This window comes from Nonomuraea antri (assembly GCF_013283785.1).
GTDB lineage: Bacteria > Actinomycetota > Actinomycetes > Streptosporangiales > Streptosporangiaceae > Nonomuraea > Nonomuraea antri.
This window is the reverse complement of the sequence record NZ_JABCPZ010000066.1, coordinates 25,221-44,891: the sequence shown is the minus strand read 5'-3', so window position 1 is coordinate 44,891 and position 19,671 is coordinate 25,221. Positions and strand designations below refer to the sequence as shown.

General features: G+C 65.6%; 18 protein-coding genes and 1 pseudogene. 11 read left to right on the top strand and 8 right to left on the bottom strand.

What is annotated here, in order from left to right:
• Positions 1-439: 439 nt before the first annotated feature.
• Complete coding sequence (locus HII36_RS22540; RefSeq protein ID WP_173525214.1) at positions 440-2,053, bottom strand: ISL3 family transposase; 1,614 nt, start codon at positions 2,051-2,053, stop codon at positions 440-442.
• Between the two features lie 164 nt (positions 2,054-2,217).
• On the opposite strand from HII36_RS22540, the gene HII36_RS22535 reads away from it, so the two are divergent.
• A complete protein-coding gene (locus HII36_RS22535) occupies positions 2,218-3,087 on the top strand; it encodes a hypothetical protein (protein WP_173525213.1) in 870 nt (289 codons plus the stop codon).
• Here the strand turns inward: HII36_RS22535 and HII36_RS22530 are convergent.
• Complete coding sequence (locus HII36_RS22530; RefSeq protein ID WP_173525212.1) at positions 3,074-4,129, bottom strand: hypothetical protein; 1,056 nt, start codon at positions 4,127-4,129, stop codon at positions 3,074-3,076. The genes HII36_RS22535 and HII36_RS22530 overlap by 14 nt on opposite strands.
• Positions 4,130-4,515: 386 nt before the next feature.
• On the opposite strand from HII36_RS22530, the gene HII36_RS22525 reads away from it, so the two are divergent.
• The 3 genes from HII36_RS22525 to HII36_RS22515 all read left to right on the top strand — a co-directional run bounded on the left by HII36_RS22525 (position 4,516) and on the right by HII36_RS22515 (position 10,225).
• The gene (locus tag HII36_RS22525; RefSeq protein WP_217369826.1) at positions 4,516-8,121 is read left to right on the top strand and encodes a DEAD/DEAH box helicase; all 3,606 of its coding nucleotides are present in this window, start codon (positions 4,516-4,518) and stop codon (positions 8,119-8,121) included.
• A 225-nt stretch (positions 8,122-8,346) separates the two neighbouring features.
• The gene (locus HII36_RS22520; RefSeq protein ID WP_173525211.1) at positions 8,347-9,408 is read left to right on the top strand and encodes an integrase core domain-containing protein; all 1,062 of its coding nucleotides are present in this window, start codon (positions 8,347-8,349) and stop codon (positions 9,406-9,408) included.
• 91 nt (positions 9,409-9,499) lie between these two features.
• Positions 9,500-10,225: a hypothetical protein gene (locus HII36_RS22515; RefSeq protein WP_173525210.1), complete on the top strand. Its 726-nt coding sequence runs from the start codon at positions 9,500-9,502 to the stop codon at positions 10,223-10,225.
• On the opposite strand, the gene HII36_RS22510 is transcribed toward HII36_RS22515, so the two are convergent.
• The 4 genes from HII36_RS22510 to HII36_RS22495 form a co-directional block, all read right to left on the bottom strand.
• Positions 10,152-10,526, bottom strand: a complete 375-nt coding sequence (locus HII36_RS22510) for a hypothetical protein (protein WP_173525209.1) — start codon at positions 10,524-10,526, stop codon at positions 10,152-10,154. The genes HII36_RS22515 and HII36_RS22510 overlap by 74 nt on opposite strands.
• A 71-nt stretch (positions 10,527-10,597) precedes the next feature.
• Positions 10,598-11,632, bottom strand: coding sequence for an IS630 family transposase (locus HII36_RS22505; RefSeq protein WP_173525208.1), 1,035 nt, complete (start codon positions 11,630-11,632; stop codon positions 10,598-10,600).
• Positions 11,633-11,702: 70 nt separating this feature from the next.
• The gene (locus tag HII36_RS22500; RefSeq protein WP_173525207.1) at positions 11,703-12,173 is read right to left on the bottom strand and encodes a hypothetical protein; all 471 of its coding nucleotides are present in this window, start codon (positions 12,171-12,173) and stop codon (positions 11,703-11,705) included.
• A gap of 95 nt (positions 12,174-12,268) precedes the next feature.
• Entirely contained in the window at positions 12,269-13,816 is a 1,548-nt protein-coding gene (locus HII36_RS22495; RefSeq protein ID WP_173525206.1) for a CBS domain-containing protein, read from the bottom strand.
• Positions 13,817-14,649: 833 nt separating this feature from the next.
• On the opposite strand from HII36_RS22495, the gene HII36_RS55825 reads away from it, so the two are divergent.
• From HII36_RS55825 to HII36_RS22465, 7 genes and pseudogenes are all read left to right on the top strand, one after another.
• A complete protein-coding gene (locus HII36_RS55825; protein WP_217369824.1) occupies positions 14,650-14,874 on the top strand; it encodes a hypothetical protein in 225 nt (74 codons plus the stop codon).
• Positions 14,871-15,707 (top strand): integrase core domain-containing protein, encoded by an 837-nt coding sequence (locus HII36_RS58735; protein ID WP_217369823.1) that lies wholly within the window; start codon positions 14,871-14,873, stop codon positions 15,705-15,707. The genes HII36_RS55825 and HII36_RS58735 overlap by 4 nt, the downstream gene beginning before the upstream one ends.
• 201 nt (positions 15,708-15,908) lie before the next feature.
• Positions 15,909-16,865 (top strand): GlxA family transcriptional regulator, encoded by a 957-nt coding sequence (locus HII36_RS22485; RefSeq protein WP_236003753.1) that lies wholly within the window; start codon positions 15,909-15,911, stop codon positions 16,863-16,865.
• Positions 16,866-16,867: 2 nt separating this feature from the next.
• The gene (locus HII36_RS22480; RefSeq protein ID WP_173525204.1) at positions 16,868-17,488 is read left to right on the top strand and encodes a DJ-1/PfpI family protein; all 621 of its coding nucleotides are present in this window, start codon (positions 16,868-16,870) and stop codon (positions 17,486-17,488) included.
• A 4-nt stretch (positions 17,489-17,492) separates the two neighbouring features.
• Positions 17,493-17,694 (top strand): annotated as a pseudogene (locus HII36_RS22475) (DUF4287 domain-containing protein); the annotation flags it as partial.
• Between the two features lie 20 nt (positions 17,695-17,714).
• Positions 17,715-18,143 (top strand): nuclear transport factor 2 family protein, encoded by a 429-nt coding sequence (locus HII36_RS22470; RefSeq protein WP_173525203.1) that lies wholly within the window; start codon positions 17,715-17,717, stop codon positions 18,141-18,143.
• A complete protein-coding gene (locus HII36_RS22465; RefSeq protein WP_173525202.1) occupies positions 18,140-18,586 on the top strand; it encodes a nuclear transport factor 2 family protein in 447 nt (148 codons plus the stop codon). The genes HII36_RS22470 and HII36_RS22465 overlap by 4 nt, the downstream gene beginning before the upstream one ends.
• A gap of 81 nt (positions 18,587-18,667) precedes the next feature.
• On the opposite strand, the gene HII36_RS22460 is transcribed toward HII36_RS22465, so the two are convergent.
• Both HII36_RS22460 and HII36_RS22455 read right to left on the bottom strand, forming a co-directional pair.
• The gene (locus HII36_RS22460) at positions 18,668-19,045 is read right to left on the bottom strand and encodes a DUF5360 family protein (RefSeq protein WP_173525201.1); all 378 of its coding nucleotides are present in this window, start codon (positions 19,043-19,045) and stop codon (positions 18,668-18,670) included.
• 7 nt (positions 19,046-19,052) lie between these two features.
• Positions 19,053-19,604: a TetR/AcrR family transcriptional regulator gene (locus HII36_RS22455; protein ID WP_173525200.1), complete on the bottom strand. Its 552-nt coding sequence runs from the start codon at positions 19,602-19,604 to the stop codon at positions 19,053-19,055.
• Positions 19,605-19,671 lie beyond the last annotated feature (67 nt).

The window sequence follows — 19,671 nt, the reverse complement described above, 5'->3', positions numbered from 1 at the left end:
GTCCCCTCATCGACGAAGGGCACATCCTGCACTGGTCACGCTGGCGAAGACGCCACCAAGCCCGCGCCCGGCAGAGTCACTACCAGCGACAACAACTCAAAGATCAATAAGTGCGGCTGGAGTACTAGGTGATTTCAGGGCAGCAGGATGCGGTGGCGCAGCAGGTCGAAGCCGGCAGAAGCTGCGGACATGGCGGGCGAGTTCGGCCAGCTCGGCACAGGCGGGCATGAGTTCCTGCAGCAGCTGGTTGTCGCTGTCGCGTAGCCGGTTGGGGTGGGTGAGCAGGAGACTTGTCAGGCGGCGCGGGGTGATGTCGGGCCGTTCTCCTTCAGCTCGACCGGGGCGGTGACGGGCACGCCGCATATGTCTGTTCAGCAGATGCGTGTGACGGCGACGGCTGAAAACTGGATCAGGCACACATTCCGTGATCGGACCCTGGTCAGTCGGCCAGCAGCATGCGTTTCCGCAGGAGATCGAGGTTGGCGCGGCCGTACATCTGTCGCTTGAGCATCTTGGTCCGGTTGACGTGCCCTTCGACGGGCCCGGAGCTGTAGGGCAGGGTGAGCCCGGCGGTGACGGCGTGTTGGTCCCGGCGTAGCCCGGTGACGAAGGAGTGCAGCTCAGGTAGGTCGTCGCCCAGGACGGCGTTCATCCAGGTCTCTAGGTTCTGGCCGTGGCGGTGCGTCATCATCTCGGCGAACTGGCGCACGTGTAGCTGAAGCGCCGCCAGTTGGGGGCAGGTGGTGGTGAGCGTCTGGAGTTGGCGGTGTTCGTCGGGGTCGAGGTGGGTGGGGTTGCGCAGGAACCAGCCGGTGGCTTGCCGGACCGTGGGCGGTCGCGTTGATGTCGGTGCGGGAGGCGTTCCGTGGCGCCAGGGGCGGACGTACTGGCGGACGGTGGTGCCGCCGCCGCGGTAGCCCAGGGCCTGCAGCTCCTGGTGGAGGAGTTCGGCGTTGGTGCATCCCTCGGCCCAGCGTTTGCGCAGGTAGGAGTCGTAGGTTTCCAGGTTCTTGGGCCGTCGGCCGGTGCCGTTGTGAACGAGCAGGTCTTCAGGGCTGGCGGCGCGGGCGAAGCGCCGGACGGTGTTGCGGCCCAGGGACAGCAGGCGGGCGATTTCGCGCAGTCCTTGGCCTTGCTCGAGCAGGGCGTGAACGGTGGCGTGCCGTTCACGGGTTCGGGCGGCGATGCGGTCCTGACGGTCGGCGGGCGAGCGGGGCGGGACGGTCGGCGGCGCAGGTGGCGAGGTGTCGGTGCGCGTGCTGGGTGCGGCGGTCAGGGCTTGGAGATGGTCGCGGTGGCGGGTGACGGTGCGTTCGACGGCCTCGCCGAGGTTCCGCCAGAGATGCCATCTGTCCGCGACCTGGGTCGCGTGTGGCGCGCCCCGGGCGATGCCCTCGGCATAGGCGCCGGCTCGGTCGCGGCAGACAATCTCGACCTCGGGATGAGCGCGGAGCCAGGCGGCGAGGGTGTCGGCCGTCCGGTCAGCGAGCACGTCCACCACGGTGCTGGTGGAAATGTCGATGAGGATGGTGCCGTAGGAGTGGCCTCGCCGCAGGGCGAAGTCGTCCACGCCGAGCACCCGAGGACCGGATTCCGCAGCCGGGTCTGGGAGGGCGCGGATCAGCCTGATCAGCGTCATCCGGCTGACCGAGGCTGCCAACCGGCCGGCGAGCCGGGCTCCAGCGCGGCCACCCAGAGCCAGCGCGATGGCCTGTAACACGCCCGCCGCCCGAATACTGCGGCGGCCATATCGGACGGTCAGCCCCGGGACCTGCTCGGCAAACGTCGCCTTCGCACATGTAGAAGTGCGGCAGAAGAACCGGTGAACCCGCAGGTGGAGGAGTACCTCCTGGCCTCCGACCGCCGTATCGGACAGCCGCCGTTCATAGTGGCTGTGCACCCGCTGCGACGGCGTTCCACAGGCCGGGCAGGCGGCCTTCACGGTTCCGCTCCTGGCCCGAATCCGCACCGTGGTTCCCGACCGGAACACCTGCTCCACGCACACACCGATCAGATGAGGGAACAGAACAGCGACCAGCTCCTTGATCAACACGCTGCAGATGCTCGTGAGCAGAGGAGTGGCTACCGGCCGGAACACTCGAACCGTGATCTATCCGATGGATCCATCACGGAATGTGTGCCTGATCCCGTTTTCAGACGTCGTTGACAGCGTGATCGAGCTAGCTTTGAGCATCCTTGAAATGAGATGCCGGAGCCATGATGAACATTGGCGAGATCTGGGCGTATCGAGAAAAGCCACGCACACCGGGGGCACCTGCACGCCGCGTGGAGATCGTGAAGATCCACCCTTCGAAGAAGAAGATTGCCCAAGTCCGCTATCTCGATGGCGAGGACGAGGATTTTGCCGAATGGGTACCGATGGTTCGCCTGGTCGCCCCCTGGCCGGAGATCGAGCTCATCCTCGACGACAAACGGCGGTTTCAGGCCGCGCGTGCGGCCTCTGAACACGCCTTCGAGACACTCGAGCATCGTGCGGCGCACTACGCTGCGCGGGGCTACTTACAGCTTCGCTCTCACCGGCTTTCCTACGGATGCCCTGCTCGAGACGGCGCTACGGTCGAAGTAGAAGATGTCCAAGGCCTGGCCCGAGACCTCGGGTTCGACCAGCACGAGTTGTTGTCGGCATCGCTGGCTTTTATTGATCGAAACGGAACCTACTTCGGCCCTTGGGAGATCGCGCTCAGGATCGCCAGGCGGATCTGCGAGCTGATGCCGGATGTTGTCCTCGCCGGCGGGGTGGCACGCGAAGACCAGCTGCGCCACCAGGCCGTCTACGGCTACCGGCACGACCACAAGACCTATACGGTCGAAGCGCCTCTGGAATACTGCAAGGAGCGGCTGCTCAAGGAGCAGCCGACCTTCAATCTCGTCCGCGCGTGGTGCGGTTTCCCAGCAGAGCGCTTCGATGAACTGCTCGCGCTCCGGGAAGAATTTGATCGGATGACCAGGCTCGTGGAGAAGGCGATCGAGAAGCTGAATTCGTACGGGCATTCCGTCGCGGCTCGCAACCTGCAAGCGGAACTCGGTGCCATCGTTAGAACCCGCGTCCCCGTTAAGGTGCCGTAGAAGCTGCAGGCGGTTCCGGCTGCAGAGCGATCTCGATGGCGAACAATCCCCTTACATCTACACTCGGGTTCCGTGTCTTGAATGACACAAAGCGTTGGTGGCAGTCGCCCAGGGTTTGCAGAGCGGTACGGTCGGGGTCGATCCATCTCGGATTTTCCGCCTTCACCAGGGCCTCGGCCGATGGATAGCCCGTGATCCGGCGAACCTTGGCATAGTGGAGCTCGGTTCCACAGGCCAGCCCGATGTAGGCGCCCGGGCGAAGCCGCCGGGCTGACGGATGCGCAGGTATTGTGACCACGCGGATGCGGCGCTCCACGATGAGCCGATAGTGACGTTCCTCGACGCCCGTCGTCAGGAGCGCGTCTGGTCGCCGTCCATACGGTAGCGGGCTTCCCTTCGGTAGCCGGCCTCCACGGGCAGGGTCGCTCCTGCTGCGCTCTCGCTCGCGCTCGTTGCTGGCATCAACTATCTCCTGCACCATGCGTGACGTGCCTGCCCCGTAGGCGCCGGGTCTGGTGTCATTGATCTGCGATCCGACGAGGTCCACGACATCTCTCTGGCTGTGCGCCAATCGATCCAGGGATTTCTCTCGGTGGACTAGAGCGTATGACCAGCGGGTCAGATCATCGCCCCAGGCCTTCCATGCGGCTGCGACTTCAGTAGGGCTTGCCTTGTCGTTACGGCGCCGTTGCACGTAACGCTCGTAGTCCGCCTCGACGGCTCCTCTGGCCTCGGCCAGGGCCGTGGCCTCGGTGGAGAGGATAGCGGTGTCGGCTTGGGTCGTGTCCGTCCCGAGATAGGCGGATAGGTCGATGCCATCCTTGACCTCTGCGAGATGGACCAAGGCGCGAACCCACTCCTTTAGTGCCCAATACCAGGATTGCTGGGCGTGGCTGAGATCGCGGGTGGAGCTATTTCCCGCCCGAAGACCGTGCCGAGCCTGCTGGTAGTAGGCCATGGCTTGGCGAATTTCGCGGTACGCATCCTTGAACGCCTGCCGAGCGTTCTCCTGATCCTCGCGTGTCCAATCTCCAGACAGCATGCTCGGATCATAGAGCTCAACTGCCCCAACCTGGGGCCTTCCAAGCCCTGTTTTCTGGTCTCGGCGCCGCTCAGGTTATAGCGTTCCGCAACAGTTAGCTGCCGTGAGGTGGCTCTGAGTGGCATGAGGATCGGGCGATGAGGGCTCCGAGTGAATTTTCCGGCAAGAGTCGCGCTCGCGCCTTAACGGGTCCAATCATGACAAATCTTCCTTAAGGTCTGCGGCCGCGAGCTTGTAGATGAGCGGTGCGGAGCATGTGACGCTGAGGCCCCGGGTTCAACCTGCGCAAAGAGCCTCAGATGACTATGCTGGAGCGGCTATACCTGTGGTCTTGACCTCCCCCTTCTTCGGTCGGGATTATGTGCCTTATTCGGGCGAAGGTGTGAATGAGCGACGATCTTCTTCAAGGCAGTGACCTGTCCGTTGCTGATCTGGCCGAACAGCGCTGGCAGGTGCGTCCCAAACTGGCAATCGAACGTTTCGCTCAGCCTGGCTGGACCTATGAGCAGCAGGTCAACGTGCCGTGCCCGCGTTGCCGTGGCGTTCTCCACACCATGCGCAAGCCGTATGAGAGCGGCGGGAAGTCCTACCACTACGTGGCCATTGTCTGCCCTGATTGCCCCGCTACCTTCACCCTCGCTGATCTCGGGCTGAAAACGCGTGCTGATCTCGTCAAGAAGGCGAACGCCGTACGACCAACGGTTCCGGCTCGGGATGAAACGGATGAATCTGGAGACACGAGCGTGACCGGTATCGCTCAGGCAATGTGGGGGGTGCGCCCCGGTCTGGCGGCGGTCCGGTACGGGTTGCCGGGGTGGCGGTATCTCCACCAAACCGAGCTTGTCTGCCCACGATGCAGCGGCCTGCTACATGGGCTGGGACGCACACACCACGTTCAAGGGCAGCCACGGGTTCAGGCCGCCGCGGTTTGCCCAGCGTGCCCCGCCACCTTCACACTGCAGCAACTCAAGGTCTCGCGCCGCATGGTGCTGGAAAAGCCGAACACGGAGAACACCGCTGGGCGCCCTGACGTTACGGCTACTACTGCCTTTTCGGTCCTCGAGGGAGGGCTACGGGCGGTGATCCGCATCGGGAATGTGGACACGAGGGACGTCTGCGACGGCGTTGCGGACACGGCATGGCCGAGCGGACCGCAGGTGCGGGTACAACCGTTCCATCCAGGCCAGGTGCTGGGATCGCTGACCACACGCGCGCCGCACTCTTTCGCTGGCCGCAACCCGAGGTTCGGTCCTCCTCGCGAAGTGGCCGTGCCGCCACCACGTGAACTGCGCCTGCTGTACTGGCGCAAGACCACCGACCCGGCCTTGGCGCTACCTCAGCTACCGGCTGATACCGACATCCGGGTGCTACTGCCGGACGTCCCCGAGTTCGACCTGCTGCGCGAGGACCTCACCGCAGCCGACGTTCCCTACCGGTCGGTGGCCTACTGGGTAGAAGACGAAGTCATTTCCACGGTCGGGGCGGAAGGGGAGACTCTGCCGTTGTCGGTGGCCACGGCGCTGACACGTGCCGATGGCACCGTGATCACCTGGGGTGCGCAGGTTTTGGAGCAGCCGGCCTACGACGCCCGTGATGCCTTTGAGAAGATATGGGACAGCCATGAGGAGCCTGGCCTGGTTGATCCGCCGAGACTGGTTCCGGCCGCTGATCTGGTGCCTGCCTCTTGGCTGAGTTACCTGCCTTTTGAGCGGTTAAATCCGGCGCAGGCTCAAGCCGCCCCGGTGGTGCTGAACTCGAGTGATCACCTCGTCATCACCGCGCCCACCGGAGCGGGTAAGACCGTCGTGGGCATGCTCGCCGTGCTCCGCGCAATCCTGGGTGAAGGCCGCAAGGCGGCGTGGCTGGTCCCGCAACGTTCCCTCACGGACGAACTGGACCGGGAGCTGGAACGCTGGCGCGGTCAGGGTCTGCGTGTCGAACGGCTATCCGGGGAGTACAGCACCGACATCGAACGAGTCCGGGTCGCGGATCTGTGGGTGGCCACCACCGAGAAGTTCGAGGCCATCTGCCGAGCTAGCTCGCTGCAAACCGCGCTGAGCGAGGTCGGCTGTCTGGTCGTCGACGAAATCCATCTCCTCGGCTCCGCCGGGCGCGGCCCCTTGCTGGAGGCGCTGCTGGCTCGGGTCCGCGGCGTGGACTCGCCGGTGCGAATTGTCGGACTGTCCGCCACGGTGTCCAACGCTGCTGAGATCGCGGAATGGCTGGACGGCCGGCTCATCACGACCAGTTGGCGTCCTGCGCGGCTGACCTGGCAATTGCCTGTGATCCCTGCGTCCTCGGATCGCAAGGCGGACAACGCACTGCGGACCCGTACCGCCGTCGAGCTGACCCAGTGGGTCACCGGCGATGGCGGCAGCGTGCTGGTGTTCTGCGGATCCAAACGCAACGTACGCAGCACCGCGCTGGCCTTGGCCGCCGCCCGCGGCGCACCGTGCAGCGGAATCGACGTCGACGACATCGACCGGCTCCATGAGGTGTGCTCATCGGCCGGGATCGGCCTGCACTACAAGGACTGGGAGTTCAAACGCCAGGCCGAGGCCGGCTTCCGCAACCATGACCTCGACGTCCTGGTGGCGACCTCCACCGTCGCAGCCGGTGTCAACCTGCCCGCCCGCGCCGTCATCGTCCGCGACACCCAGATCGGGCTGGACAGCCTCGACGTCGCGATGGTCTTGCAGATGTTCGGCCGAGCCGGCCGGATCGGCGCTGGCGAGAACCAAGGCTGGGCCTATCTCATCACCAGCGAACTGGAGCGAGCTAACTGGCAAGGAGCCCTGGTCGACGGCTACACCGTCAACTCCCAGATTCACGCCAGCCTGCCCGATCACGTCCTGGCCGAAGTCGTGCAGGGTCGGATCACCACTGTTGAGCACGCCGAACAGTGGTGGCGGCGAACCCTGTGCCATCACCAAGGCGACGACGACATCGAGCCGGTGATCGAAGCGGTCGATTTCCTGATCGACCACGGCTACCTCGCCCAAACGGCGCGCCCTGACGGCAGCACACAGGTGACCGTCACCGAACTGGGATTGCTCACCACCCGGCTGATGGTCAACACCGAAGTCGGCGCGGACCTTCGCACCATCCTGGCCGAGTTGCCCGTTCCCAACGGTCCTGACCTTGCCGAGGATCTCCTGATTCACGTCCTGGCGGTGATCGTGCCGGAGTTGCTCTTGGCCCCGGTAACCGATTCGCTGCGTCCCGTCGTGGCCACCGTGCTCAAAGCCGGAGGCCATCGTGATCGGCTCCACACCACCACGGCCGTCAGCGGACTAGGGGCCGCTAACGCGTACACGCCGGGCGACCTCGCCCAAGCAGCTCTGCTGCTGGTCGCACACTCCCCGGAACTGTTCGTACGCGGCAGCCGGGTGGTGGCCGGGCTTCCCTCCAGCACCATCTTCCCGATCCTGGAACAGGCGCCCCGCTACTTCGCCTGGCTGGCTGCACAGGGCTACCTGAACACCGTCCACCCATGGGTCGCCATCGTCGCGGCCGACCTCGAACAGCGGGTCCGCTGGCGGCGCTGCGGGCCGCGGCGCGGGGCCGGGCGACTGCTGTGGATGTGTGAAGAGATGGCCACGCCACTCCACGTCAAAGAGTTCGTCCCGACCCTATGGGCCTCGGCCACGACAGCAGGTATGACAGCTCCGGATTGGCCCAATCCCACGCCACCGCGCCACTGTAAGCTCGAGCCAGGCGACTACACCCTCCTCCTGCGCGAGCGCACAACCGGTTGCGTACTTACCCAGGGCATTGACGAGGTGAGCGTAGACAACATCGCCGCTGGCATCCTGATCGCCTGGAACGGTCGCACCACCACCAGCACCGTCGTAACGGGTCGGGCAGCCGTCGACATCCCGCCACGATCAGCTGACGAGCCGGACGACGCCGACAGGGGAGCGGCGATATTCACCAGACGCGGCGATTACACAGCCCTGGGTTGGCTCGCCGAAAACTACAACACCATGTGACGACGCGCTCATGGGGAGTGAATTCAAGTGAGTGCTGCCCTGATGCAGAATCCGGTCTGTGTGAGGAGGTCTCCGCGATTTCGCTGCGCGAGCTGCTCAAACAGAATGAAAAAGCGCCAACCCGGAGAAAACGTGACTGGTCACCTGTACCGCTTCAAAACTTATTGCGTGGTGCTTGATCTGCGGCTTTGACGTTCAGAGGCCCTGCGAGCAAGATCGCGGTCTGTGTCGGTTCGTCTGCTGTATCTGACCTTGATCCGGGTGTTCGGCTGGCTGGTGTTGCTGGGGCGTAGCCAGGCGTCCAAGGATGTCGAGATCATGGTGCTCCGCCACGAGGTTGCGGTGCTGAAGCGCCAGGTTGTGCGTCCGAAGCCGGACTGGGCCGATCGGGCGCTCCTGGCGGCGCTGGCCCGTTTCCTGCCGTCAATGCTGCGCGCCCATCGGCTGGTCACCCCCGGCACCTTGTTGGCCTGGCATCGGCGTTTGATCAAACGCGCATGGACATACCCACACCGCGCTGGCCGTCCCGGAACAACCAAGGAGGTCCGGGATCTGGTCCTCCGTCTGGCGCGGGAGAACCCGAGGTGGGGGTATCGGCGGGTCCATGGTGAACTGGTTCGGCTCGGTGTGCGGGTCAGCGCGGCGACTGTTCAGCGGATCCTGCGTGCGAGCAGGCGCGATCCGGCGCCACGAAGCTGCGACACCTCGTGGCGGACGTTTCTCCGCCTGCAGGCGAAGGGGCTGTTGGCCAGTGACTTCTTCCACGTCGACACGGTCTTCTTGAAGCGCTTGTGCGTGCTGTTCGTGATGGAGGTGGAAACCCGACGTGTGCACATCCTGGGCGTTACCGCTCATCCCACCGGTGCCTGGACCACCCAGCAAGCCCGCAACCTGCTCATGGACCTCGAACACCGGGCCACCTCGTTCCGGTTCCTCATCCGTGACCGGGACGCCAAGTTCACCGCCGCTTTCGACGAGATCTTCTCCAGCCAGGGCGTCACGGTGATGAAGACACCGCCACGAACGCCCCGAGCCAACTGCTACGCCGAACGCTGGATCCGCACCGTCCGAGCCGAATGCACCGACCGCATGCTGATCTACGACGAACGCCACCTTCAATCGGTCCTGAACGAGTACGTCGAGCACTACAACGCGCACCGCCCGCACCAGTCCCGGCGGCAACGTCCACCCGATCAAGACGAGGACGTCGTGGTGCCGCTGGAAGGCCGGATTCAGCGCCGGAAGGTGCTCAGCGGAGCCATCAACGAGTACCACCGAGCCGCCTGAGCTACCCGAAGAAACACCAGATCAAACTACGTGTACGAGGTTTGAAGCGGTACAGCTGAACATCAAGGAGGAACTCGACCGCGTTCCTCACGTGTACACCGAAGACGAACTCCGGAGCCGAAAGCTCTACACCTGGCAACGGCTCACGCCCGAGTACGACGAGGTCCCTTCGGGCCGGCTCCGGCTCGAGTTGGGGGAAGGGCGCGGTCTGCAGTGCTGGGCGGACGACAAGCGTTCACGTCTGGAGGACAAGATACGAGCGGCCGTCAAGGAGATTGAGCGGCGCGCTGAGGTCGACCAGCCGGCACGCCTGGCGCGAGAGAAGGCTGAGCGGGAACGCGCTGAGAAGTGGCGACGCCAGGAGGAGGAACAGCGGTGGCGGGAGGCGGAGCGGCAAGCAGCGCGCGATAAGGAACGTGCGCAGGCCGCCGACCAGGCAAGGGAGGAGCATCGGCGGCGAGTCTTCGGCCAGGCGCTGGAGGGATGGGCCTGTGCCGCGGAGATCCGCGAATTCTGTCGAGGGCTGGAAGCACTTGCGGCGACTCTGCCTGCACAGGAGGCAACGATTACGCAGTGGGTGACGTGGGCGCGAGCACAGGCAGATCACATGGATCCCCTGCACACGCCGAGCGTGCTGACCGAGGCGAAATTCGACATCGAACCGACCCCGGAGGCCCTGCACCGCTACCTACGGGAGGAGAGCCGAGGCGAACGAGAATCACGACCGGAAGAACCCGCCGGCGTCAGGTGCGACGATCTCTATCCATCAGCATGGCGATGGGGACGCCCAGGTCGCTTTCAATGGTGGCGGCGGTAGTCGTAGCCCCGCGCTTGCGCAGTGCCTCGACCGCCCGGTCCAGGAGCTTGCCAAGCCGTACAACCTCGTTGCGCAAGGCGATCAGCTCATCGAACCGCTCAACGGCTTCCTGCCCGCACCACTGCCGCACCAAGGCGTGCACAGGTTCGCGCTCGCGCAGCCGTACTTTGCGTTCCTTGCGGACGTCCTCCCAGGATGGACGGTACGGGTACCCGTAGAGGTTCTCCGAACGCAGTTCCGCTTCTTCCCGGTGGATCGCTTCTATGATCCCTTCGGAGAAGGTCGTAGCAATCGTCGGCATCAGCCGCCGTGCTGCCCGCCAAGGGCTGATCAGCGTCCCATGACGATCATGGAAGGCGAGAGGGTCGTCGGCTAAGCGGCATTCCAAAAGTTCCGCTTGTAACCCGCAGGCAGCCAGGGGCTGGTCCAGGGCGCTGCTGCGGTGAGCATCTGATCGGGTGAGCGGGCGCGGAAGAAGGCGTGGATCTGTCTGAGCCTGCCGGGCCAGCTGACGGCGGAGTTGGCGATGAACACCTTGAGCGCGGCCCATATGCGTTCCACCGGGTTGTCGTGCGGGCTGTAGCGGGCTCCGAACAGCAGCTCCATGGTGGGGTGCTCGGCCAGGTAGGCGGTGACGGCTTTGGCGTGGTGGATGCTGTCGTTGTCGCAGATGACCACGATCGCCGGGGCGGTCGGGACGGCCAGGCGGACCTGCTCAAGCAGGGCGATGAAGTCGGCGGCGCAGCGGCGGCCCAGCCGATACACCCACCGGCCGGTGGTCATCTCCAGCGCGCCGAACACCGTTACCTGCCGGTTCTTGCCAGGTGTGACGATCTCGGGCCGGCACGGGCGCAGCGTCCAGGTGGCGCGCAGGTGTGGCAGCAGGTGGACGTGGGTCTCATCGGTGGCCCACACCACCGCGCCGCGCTGTAACCGTCGCAGCCGGGCGCTGATGGCGGCCACCGCCCGCCAGCGATCAGGATCGCCGCGGGCCACCAGCTTGGGCTGGCGCCAGATCGCCACCAGGCGCAGTCGCCGATACAGGGTACGCGGGCTCAGCTTCGGACGGCCCAGGTACTGCCACAACCTGGACACCGTCCACGGTCCGGCTCGTTCCAGCAGCGCTGTGATCCGGGCGAGCAGGCGGGGCCCGCCGATACGCGGTCGTCCTGGACGGGGCCGGTCGGCCAAGCCTGCGGACCCGTGGCGGTTGAACCGGCCGATCCACCGCCGCACCGTGCTCGCGTCGCACTCCAGCAGGTCGGCGATCTGGGCCGGGGACAGCCCGTGCACCGACAACAGCACCATCATCGCCCGCCTGGCTTGCCGCCACCGGCCGCGCAGGTCGGCGCGCACCTGCTCGATCGAGCCTTGGGGACCGTTGGCGAACACGCTGACCGGGCGCATACTGACCACGACCTCGCCGGGTGGGTGGGCGTTGCAGGCAACTTCGATCCAACCCCCGGCGAGGTCCCTGTCAATGCCTGCCCGCGTCTGCGATCTCACGCCCCGTTACGTGCAGGACTTCTGGAATGCCGCTTAGTTCTTCGACGGTGAGTCCCAGACGATCAGCTACCCCCACAGGCTTGTCGATCCGCAGGACCCCCGTCTCGGTCTTGCTTCGTCCGAGGATCACCCGTCGGCCAAGCCCACAGACCTTCACGACGAGCAACGCGGCTTTGTACTCGATCGTGTCGCCGGCAGCAGACGATGCTTCTCTGACGGCCACAAGGCGCCGCTCGTCGTTGAGCCGCGGTTCGATGTCGGTCCACCGGTCGAGCAGAGAGGCGTAGGAGACCCATTCCTGTAGCCCGGCGTCGTCGCCGTCCAGTCGGCGGATCCTGATTGAGTCGTCGTTATCGCGAATCTTCACGATCGTGACGCGGTGCACGGGATCGGCCAGCGCCCTCGGCCGCTCGCGATAGGCCCACTCTTCCCCGATCTCCATGACTGACATTAACCCGGAGTGTGTGACTGTGTGGATACTTCACGTGACGTTCGCCAGATGGGCGTGCTGAGCTGCGTTCCTCCGTGCGTACCTGTTCATGGTCTGGGATCAACCGTGCGCAACAGGCTGAGTAGTCCTTCGATGGTCCCGTACTGATCACGAGAGAGCGGATCCGGGGTGAAGTGCATCAGATCGTTGCGGATCTCTCGGACTTCGTCCAGGTGCGCAAGGAAGAGTTGGTGATCGAGCTGCCACTGCAGAAGAGACCAACGTTGTGGGTCCTTGAGAAGGAAGATGTAGTCACCGAAGGTGAGGTCGGCGGCTCGGTGCACCTTTGATTTGCGGTGTGGTTGTACGGCGTCTCTGAGGTCGTCCACGGTGAAGACTTCGTCGGTGATGCGCCGGAGCCTGTTCTCCGCTTCTTCGATGAGGACGAAGGGACGGGCGAGGCTCCCGAACTGCCCGGTGAGGTCGGCGGCGGTGAGGATACCCGTAACGTGCACGCGATCGGCGTCGCGGACGAAGATGAAGCCGTCGGCGTAGATGGCCTCGATCTGATCGAGTAGAAGCGCGTCATGGTCCACGACCCGGGCCGACGCGATCGCGGCTTGGAGGGAAGGTTGGTTCGCAGCGATGTGAGCGCGGCCGATGGACTCCCAGCTGATCGCTCCGTGGTAGGTGCCGTCGGGGTCGATCACAGCGATCTGGGAGAACCGGCGTTGCACCATCAGAGTTTTGGCGTAGGTCAGGGTGACCGTGCTGGGTACGGAGACTAGCGGCGTGGGCAGGCTGCCCAGGCGCAGGCTCATATGCTCGGGTTCTGAGACGTCCTCGGTGTTGGTGGTGTCGTCAACGGTGGTGGCGCCGGAGGCCGGTTCAGCGCCGAGGGGGACGAGGGCGATCTCGTCGCTGACCGAGCCTTCGGTGAAGGGCGGGCGGGTGGTCAGCCCTTTGTTGGCCAGATCGGCTTTGATGGTGGCTATGACGGGGCCGGTACGTCGCCGTTGCCCCCAGTGCTCCAGCAGACTGCGGATGGTCATCTGGCGTGGACTGGCCGGGTCGCGAGAGGCCGCGTCTTCGAGGAGTTCGTCTGCGCTGGTGACTTCTTCCTCGCCTGCCAAGCCGGGATCGACGCCGGTGTCGGCGATGTCGGCGATCCGGCCGGCGGCGTTGTTGCGCGTCAGGCCGCAGACGGTGAGCAACGAGCTCAGACTGGCGCGCAGGTCAGGTCGGAGGGCTGTTAAGGGCACGTCCCAGCGGAGCCAGTCGACCGTGCGCACTTGTTGGAAGTCTTCCGGCTCGTGCGCTCGGTACTCATAGGGGCCGGTTACTTTGCCGATGGCGATGTGGCCGGCGGGCGATTTCAGGGGCATGACCACCAGGTCTCCGGTACGGATCTCGGTGGTGAATCGCCAGAGCTGCCCAGTCCAGTTGGAGATAACGTTCGCAGCCGCCGTGGGGAATGCCAGACGTAGAGCCTCGGCCAGCTGTTCTCGATTCGGGTAGCGGCTGAGGTCGCCGGCCTCCTGCCAGCCCACGATGACCAGCCCCTCATGTAGCGCCCGCGCTTCGCGTTGCCCTTCCCGGCCACCGCGAATCATCCACGCTCGTGGCTCGGCAACCGGCCGGACGTCTTCGTACATACATCGTCCTTTCTCGACCTGAACATATGGAACCTGCCAGACGTATGACGATGAAACAAGGGGAAAGGTAGATTGTCCTGAATTGTTGCTTCAGTTCGCTCAACGGACGAGCAGACGCTTGGGGGTTGATACGGGAACGTGGTCGAGCCCAGCAGTATCCGCACTAACACTCTAAAGCCGATTTGCCAGCAGAGTTGGCCTCATATCGGAGCTCTCATTGCCACGCTTATCGCAGCCGCTTCCTGGCACCTACCGTGAGCGATTCTGAATCGCTCAGTTGTCCTCTTCTCCGGGGCCGGAGGCTACGAGTCGCGTGGTGGCCAGTCGCTTGGGGGAGTCATCTCACGCCATGCCGCTTTGGCGAGGGCGTCCAAGGTCCGGTTCTCCGCGGTCGCCAGCTTCGCCCGCTCATGAAGCGGTCCGGCAATGCGCCCGAACGCCTCTCGCACCGTTGGATCAGGCCATCGGACAGTTTGCTGCTCAAAGATCCTCCTGCTGAGCTCGCGCGCCTGCCTCCCTTGGGCTGTCAGCACAAGCTCAGCAGCTCTGGCCCGCAGATCGTGCAGGAGCCACATGCGATCAGACTCGTAGAACGGACTGACCGCGAGCATGCCGCGGCTGGGAATCACCGGGACAAGGGTCTCGACAATCTGTACCTCGCTGGGGGTCGAGGCGACCAGCAGGGACCCCGGTTGAACGATGTGCTCCGATGACGCAGTGATTACACGGGCGACCTGGTCCAGGTGGGGGAAGGCTGTACCGCTTCAAAGTCGTCGCAGAGTGCTTGACCTGAAGGTCGGGCTGATGCAGCGGTGTGGGCAAGATTGGCTCTTATGCCTGTCCGTCTCCTGTACCTGATCATGATCCGGGTGTTCGGCTGGTTGGCGCTGCGGTGCCGGAGCGAGGCGGCCAAGGACGTCGAGATCTTGGTGCTGCGGCATGAGGTGGCGATACTGCGAAGACAAGGCACCCGGCCGAAGCCGGACTGGGCCGATCGAGCGCTCCTATCCGCGCTGACACGACTCCTGCCGCCCGGGCTGCGGCTCATCGGCTGGTGACGCCGGGCACGCTGCTGGCCTGGCATCGGCGTCTTATCCGACGCCGGTGGACGTATCCGAGCCGCTCCGGCCGCCCAAGGACGAGCGAGGAGATCCGAGAGTTGGTGGTGCACCTGACGCGGGAGAATCCGGCCTGGGGGTATCGCCGGGTGCACGGTGAACTCATCCGGCTCGGCTACCAGGCGAAGCGACCGTACGCCGGATCCTTCGCAGCCGGCGGGTCGGCCCGGCTCCGCCACGCACCGACACCTCGTGGAGGACCTTCCTGCGGGCTCAGGCGCACGGTTTGCTGGCCGTCGACTTTCTTCCATGTCGACACGGTCTCCTTGAAGCGCCTGTACGTGCTGTTCGTGATGGAAGTCGCCACCCGGCACGTGCACATCCTGGGTGTGACCGCCCACCCGACCGGAGCCCGGACGGTTCAGCAGGCCCGCAACCTGCTCATGGACCTCGGGGACCGGGTCAGATCCTTTCGCTTCCTCATCCGCGACCGAGTCGCCAAGTTCACCGGTGCCTTCGACGCGGACTTCGCCGGCGCGGGCGTGACGGTGCTGAAAATCCGGCCGCGCACACCGCGGGCGAACTGCTACGCCGAGCGGTGGGTACGCACCGTACGGGCCGAGTGCACCGACCGCATGCTGATCTACGGCGAACGGCATCTGCACTCGGTGCTCGGTGAGTACGTCGATCACTACAACAGGCATCGGCCGCACCAGTCCCGCGTGCAGCGGCCACCCGATCACGACGAGCAGACCGCCGTCCCGCTGGAAGACCGGATCGAACTCCGGAGGGTGCTCGGCGGACTTATCAACGAGTACCACCGCGCCGCGTAGCGGCCCGTCGCCTCAAGCGCCACCACCAGACTCACAGATCCTTCGGACGCCCGATCCGGACGGAATGTCGGCAAGGGAAGGTGGCCCGCTGATCAGCGGGAACCTGCTGACGCCGGATCCCGTTCCAACCTTTGACCATGGCGTAATTTGCAATATGTGTGTCGTTGACGCCATAACCCCACTACGACCAGCATGAATGCCATGCGAGTCGTCATCGTGGTCCACGAAGGTTTCCAGCTTCTCGACATGGCAGGTCCCGCCGATGTGTTCGCGACAGCGAGCCTGTTCCGTCGTGACGCGTACCAGGTGGAGGTGGCCGCACCCAGCGCAGGCGCGGTCAAGGCGCACGGCGGCATCACCACGATGGCCGAGCACGCGCTCGACTCGCTGGACGGCGAGATCGACACCCTGCTGGTCACCGGCGGCCTGTCGGTCCCGCGGGTGCGGCACGACGAGGTCCTGATCAAGGGCCTGGTACGGCTGGCGGGAAAGGCCACGAGGATCGCCTCGGTATGCAACGGATCCCTGCTGCTCGCGCAGGCGGGCCTGCTGGACGGCAAGCGTGCGACCACGCACTGGCTGGCCGCCAGGGAGTTGGCCGAGCGGCATCCGGCAGTGCGGGTGGACGCCGATCCGATCTATATCAAGGAAGGCAACATCTGGACCTCGGCCGGAGTGACGGCAGGGATCGACCTGGCGCTGGCCCTGGTGGCGGAGGATCACGGCCACGAGGTGGCCAGGGACGTGGCCCGCGGTCTGGTGGTCTACCTGCACCGGCCGGGTGGGCAGAGCCAGTTCAGCACGCCGATGGAGATACAGGCCCCTACCCGTGAACCGCTGCGTGATCTGCTGGCCTACATCGACTCGCACCCGGCCCAGGACCTGAGCGTTCCGGCCCTCGCCAACCGCGCCGGGATGAGCGAGCGGCACTTCTCGCGGGTGTTCACCGAGCAGAGCGGCTTGTCTCCCGGCCGCTACGTGGAGCGCTCACGCGCCGAGGCGGCCAGGAGGCTGCTGGAGGCCACCGATCATTCGCAGGACACCGTCGCCAGGCTCACCGGACTGGGTGCTCCGGAGACGTTGTACCGAGTCTTCCGCCGGCACTGGCGGATCTCACCCGGTGACTACCGTCGCCGGTTCCGTTCGAACGAAGGCTGAAAATGGACGTTGCCATTCCCCTGTATCCAGGTTTCACGGCGCTGGACGTCGTCGGCCCGTACACGGCCCTGGCCTTCGCGCCGGGCTGGACGGTCACGCTGGTCGCCGGGCTGCCCGGCCCCGTCACCGACGATCAGGGCACGATGACCCTGATGGCCACGGCTTCCTACGAGGAGGTGCCGCGTCCGGACGTCATCGTCGTGCCGGGCGGGCCGGGCACCGTGCCCGCGATGACCGACAAGGCGCTGACGGACTGGCTCCTCAGCGCGCACGAGCACACCACGTGGACGACCTCGGTCTGCTCCGGCTCCTTCGTCCTGGCCGCGGCGGGACTGCTCGCCGGCAGACGGGCCACCTCGCACTGGGGCTGGGTCGAGCACCTGGCAGGACTGGGCGTCGAGCCGGTCGACGAGCGGGTCGTCTTCGACGGGAAGATCGTCACTGCCGCGGGCGTCTCGTCGGGCATCGACATGGCGCTGGAGCTGCTCGCCCGGGAGGCGGGCGAGCGTACGGCGCAAACCGTACAGCTGGCGATCGAATACGATCCGCACCCGCCGTACGACATGCGGACCCTGGGCGGGCTCAGGGAGGAGGCGCTGAAGCTGATCGACGTGAGCTTCTGATCACATCGTGCCGATCCCGGCCGTCGGTGACCGGCGCCGTACCCCACGCGAGTTCATCGCGCTGGCGAAGGAACGCGGCTTCGACGAGCCGTCCGTGAAAGCCTGGAGTGATCGTCGACTGGCTGAAACAGGACTACGACCTCGGACGTGGACACGCGATGGCCTTGGTGCACGTCATCAAGAAGGGGCCGAAGATCGACGCCAAACTACCTGCAGAAAGAATCACATGAGCATGCCCGACCCCAAGATCGAAGCCATTCGGCGCTTCTTCACCGCCTATGCCGCCCACGACCTGGACGGCATGCGGGCGGTCCTCGCCGACGACGTCGCGTGGACCATTCCCGGCCATCACCCGCTCTCCGGCGTGAAGCACGGTGTCGAGGAGGTGGCCGCCTTCCTGGCCGAGCTCGGCAAGGCCGGCTTCCAGGCCGAGCCGGTCTTCCTGGAGGCCGACCACGAGTACGTCGTCGACATCCACCGCGGCTGGACCACCCAGGGCGTCGGCCGGGTCGACACTCTGTGGGCGCTGGTGTGGCACTTCGACGCCGACGGCAAGGTCGACCGGGTGGTCAACCTGTCCGGCGACCAGCACCAGATGGATGCCTTCGTCTGGGCCAACTACCGGCTCGCCCCGGTCCCCGAGCGGCTCGCATGAAGGTGGCCAACCTGGCGGTGGCTGTGATGGCGCTGGCCGTCACAGCCGGTGCCTGCGCCCAGGCAACTCCTTCACCCATCGCCACCAGCGGGAGTACGGCCCCCGCGGTCCCGACCAGCGGGCGGACCGAGGACGTCGTCGACGCCTTCGTCCGGGCGGCCAACAGCGGGGACGCAGCCGCCCTGCGTAAGCTCTTCGCCCCGGACGCGCGCTTCGACCGGGCGGGAACGGTTTTCACGGGCGCCGCGATCGTGGACGACTTTCTCAAACCGGACGTGACGGATGCGGGTGGCCGTTACCGCGAGACCTCGCGCCGCGTCGAAGGCGAGCGCCTGACCGTGGCGTTCACCTTCGACACCGGGCACGGCGGGCAAGAGCTGTTCACCTACAGCTTCCTGGTCCGCGGGGGACGCATCTCCGACGTCGTGGGGCGATATCTCTAAGAGTCCGCGGTGTCGGGGCGGTCCAACTGTCCCAGTGGTCCCACCGGGATCGGGCCGGCCCTCAGGCAGGACCTTGAAAGATCATGCGCGGACCCCGACGGGTTGCCTCGTCAGGCAGATGATCCCGGGAACGGGGAAGAGCATGAGGTAGAGGTTCGGTATCCACCAGGCGAGTGAGAAGTCTCCCCGCAGCGTCCAGAACGCGATCGCCATGAGCCCTGAGGCCATGGTCAGCACAAGCGAGACCAGCATCAGTGACGGGCCGCTCGCCCTGCGGCGGCGCAGGAGCCACAGGCTGGTCAGCCCGGTGGCGCTGGCCAGCAGGTCGATCCAGAGGAACGACCAGTTCCAGTCGGCCATCAGCGGGTTGGCGTAGTCGGCGAACGCCCATTCCGGCGGGATCAGCCCGAGACCGGTGACGGCGAAATAGACCACGAAGCCGACATCCGTGACGAGCATCAGGCACTTAGTCGCGCGCAGCACGGTCGATGGCCTCCATCAGGTAGCGGCGGGTTCCGTCATGCAGCTCGGGTCCGGGGGAGCCGAGCCCGAGCAGCCTGGCCGCCCACCACCCGTCCACGGCCAGTCGTACGGCCGTCGCCGCCGCCGGGTCGATGCCGTCGTCGGCGAGCCTGGCCTGCCAGGCGGCGAACCGCTGACGCAACGGCTCGAGCTCCGCCGGGTCGACGAGCACCACGGCGAGCAGCGCGGCGGTGACGCGGTCGGCGGGCGACGTGGCGGTGGTGTGCCGCTCGGGGATCGTCGCCTCGACGTAGGCGCGCAGGAAGTCGCCCGGTTGGGTGCCCGCCTGGGCGAGCGCGTACTCGAAGGCCTTGGTCAGCCGGTCGACCATGGCGGCGACCAGGGCCTGTTTGGTGGGGAAGTGGTAGAACAGTCCGCCCTTGGAGACCCCGGCCCGTTTGGCGACGGCTTCGAGGGTGAGCGACTCGCCTCCCTGCGACAGCAGCACGTCGGCGGCGGCGTCGAGGAGACGGTCCTTCGAGCTTGGTCGTGGCATACCCAAACTATACCGGTCAGCCGGTACAGTTTCGGTACAAGCCTCGATCGGGTCCAGATCCGGCAGG

What these genes read in the sequence shown, in the direction of transcription:
- HII36_RS22535 (WP_173525213.1), top strand. Translation starts at nt 2,218, where the DNA reads ATGATGAACATTGGCGAGATCTGGGCGTATCGAGAAAAGCCACGCACA.
- HII36_RS22530 (WP_173525212.1), bottom strand. Translation starts at nt 4,129, where the DNA reads ATGCTGTCTGGAGATTGGACACGCGAGGATCAGGAGAACGCTCGGCAG.
- HII36_RS22525 (WP_217369826.1), top strand. Translation starts at nt 4,516, where the DNA reads ATGAGCGACGATCTTCTTCAAGGCAGTGACCTGTCCGTTGCTGATCTG.
- HII36_RS22510 (WP_173525209.1), bottom strand. Translation starts at nt 10,526, where the DNA reads ATGCCGACGATTGCTACGACCTTCTCCGAAGGGATCATAGAAGCGATC.
- HII36_RS22505 (WP_173525208.1), bottom strand. Translation starts at nt 11,632, where the DNA reads ATGCGCCCGGTCAGCGTGTTCGCCAACGGTCCCCAAGGCTCGATCGAG.
- HII36_RS22500 (WP_173525207.1), bottom strand. Translation starts at nt 12,173, where the DNA reads ATGGAGATCGGGGAAGAGTGGGCCTATCGCGAGCGGCCGAGGGCGCTG.
- HII36_RS22495 (WP_173525206.1), bottom strand. Translation starts at nt 13,816, where the DNA reads ATGTACGAAGACGTCCGGCCGGTTGCCGAGCCACGAGCGTGGATGATT.
- HII36_RS55825 (WP_217369824.1), top strand. Translation starts at nt 14,650, where the DNA reads ATGCCTGTCCGTCTCCTGTACCTGATCATGATCCGGGTGTTCGGCTGG.
- HII36_RS22485 (WP_236003753.1), top strand. Translation starts at nt 15,909, where the DNA reads ATGCGAGTCGTCATCGTGGTCCACGAAGGTTTCCAGCTTCTCGACATG.
- HII36_RS22480 (WP_173525204.1), top strand. Translation starts at nt 16,868, where the DNA reads ATGGACGTTGCCATTCCCCTGTATCCAGGTTTCACGGCGCTGGACGTC.
- HII36_RS22470 (WP_173525203.1), top strand. Translation starts at nt 17,715, where the DNA reads ATGAGCATGCCCGACCCCAAGATCGAAGCCATTCGGCGCTTCTTCACC.
- HII36_RS22465 (WP_173525202.1), top strand. Translation starts at nt 18,140, where the DNA reads ATGAAGGTGGCCAACCTGGCGGTGGCTGTGATGGCGCTGGCCGTCACA.
- HII36_RS22460 (WP_173525201.1), bottom strand. Translation starts at nt 19,045, where the DNA reads ATGCTCGTCACGGATGTCGGCTTCGTGGTCTATTTCGCCGTCACCGGT.
- HII36_RS22455 (WP_173525200.1), bottom strand. Translation starts at nt 19,604, where the DNA reads ATGCCACGACCAAGCTCGAAGGACCGTCTCCTCGACGCCGCCGCCGAC.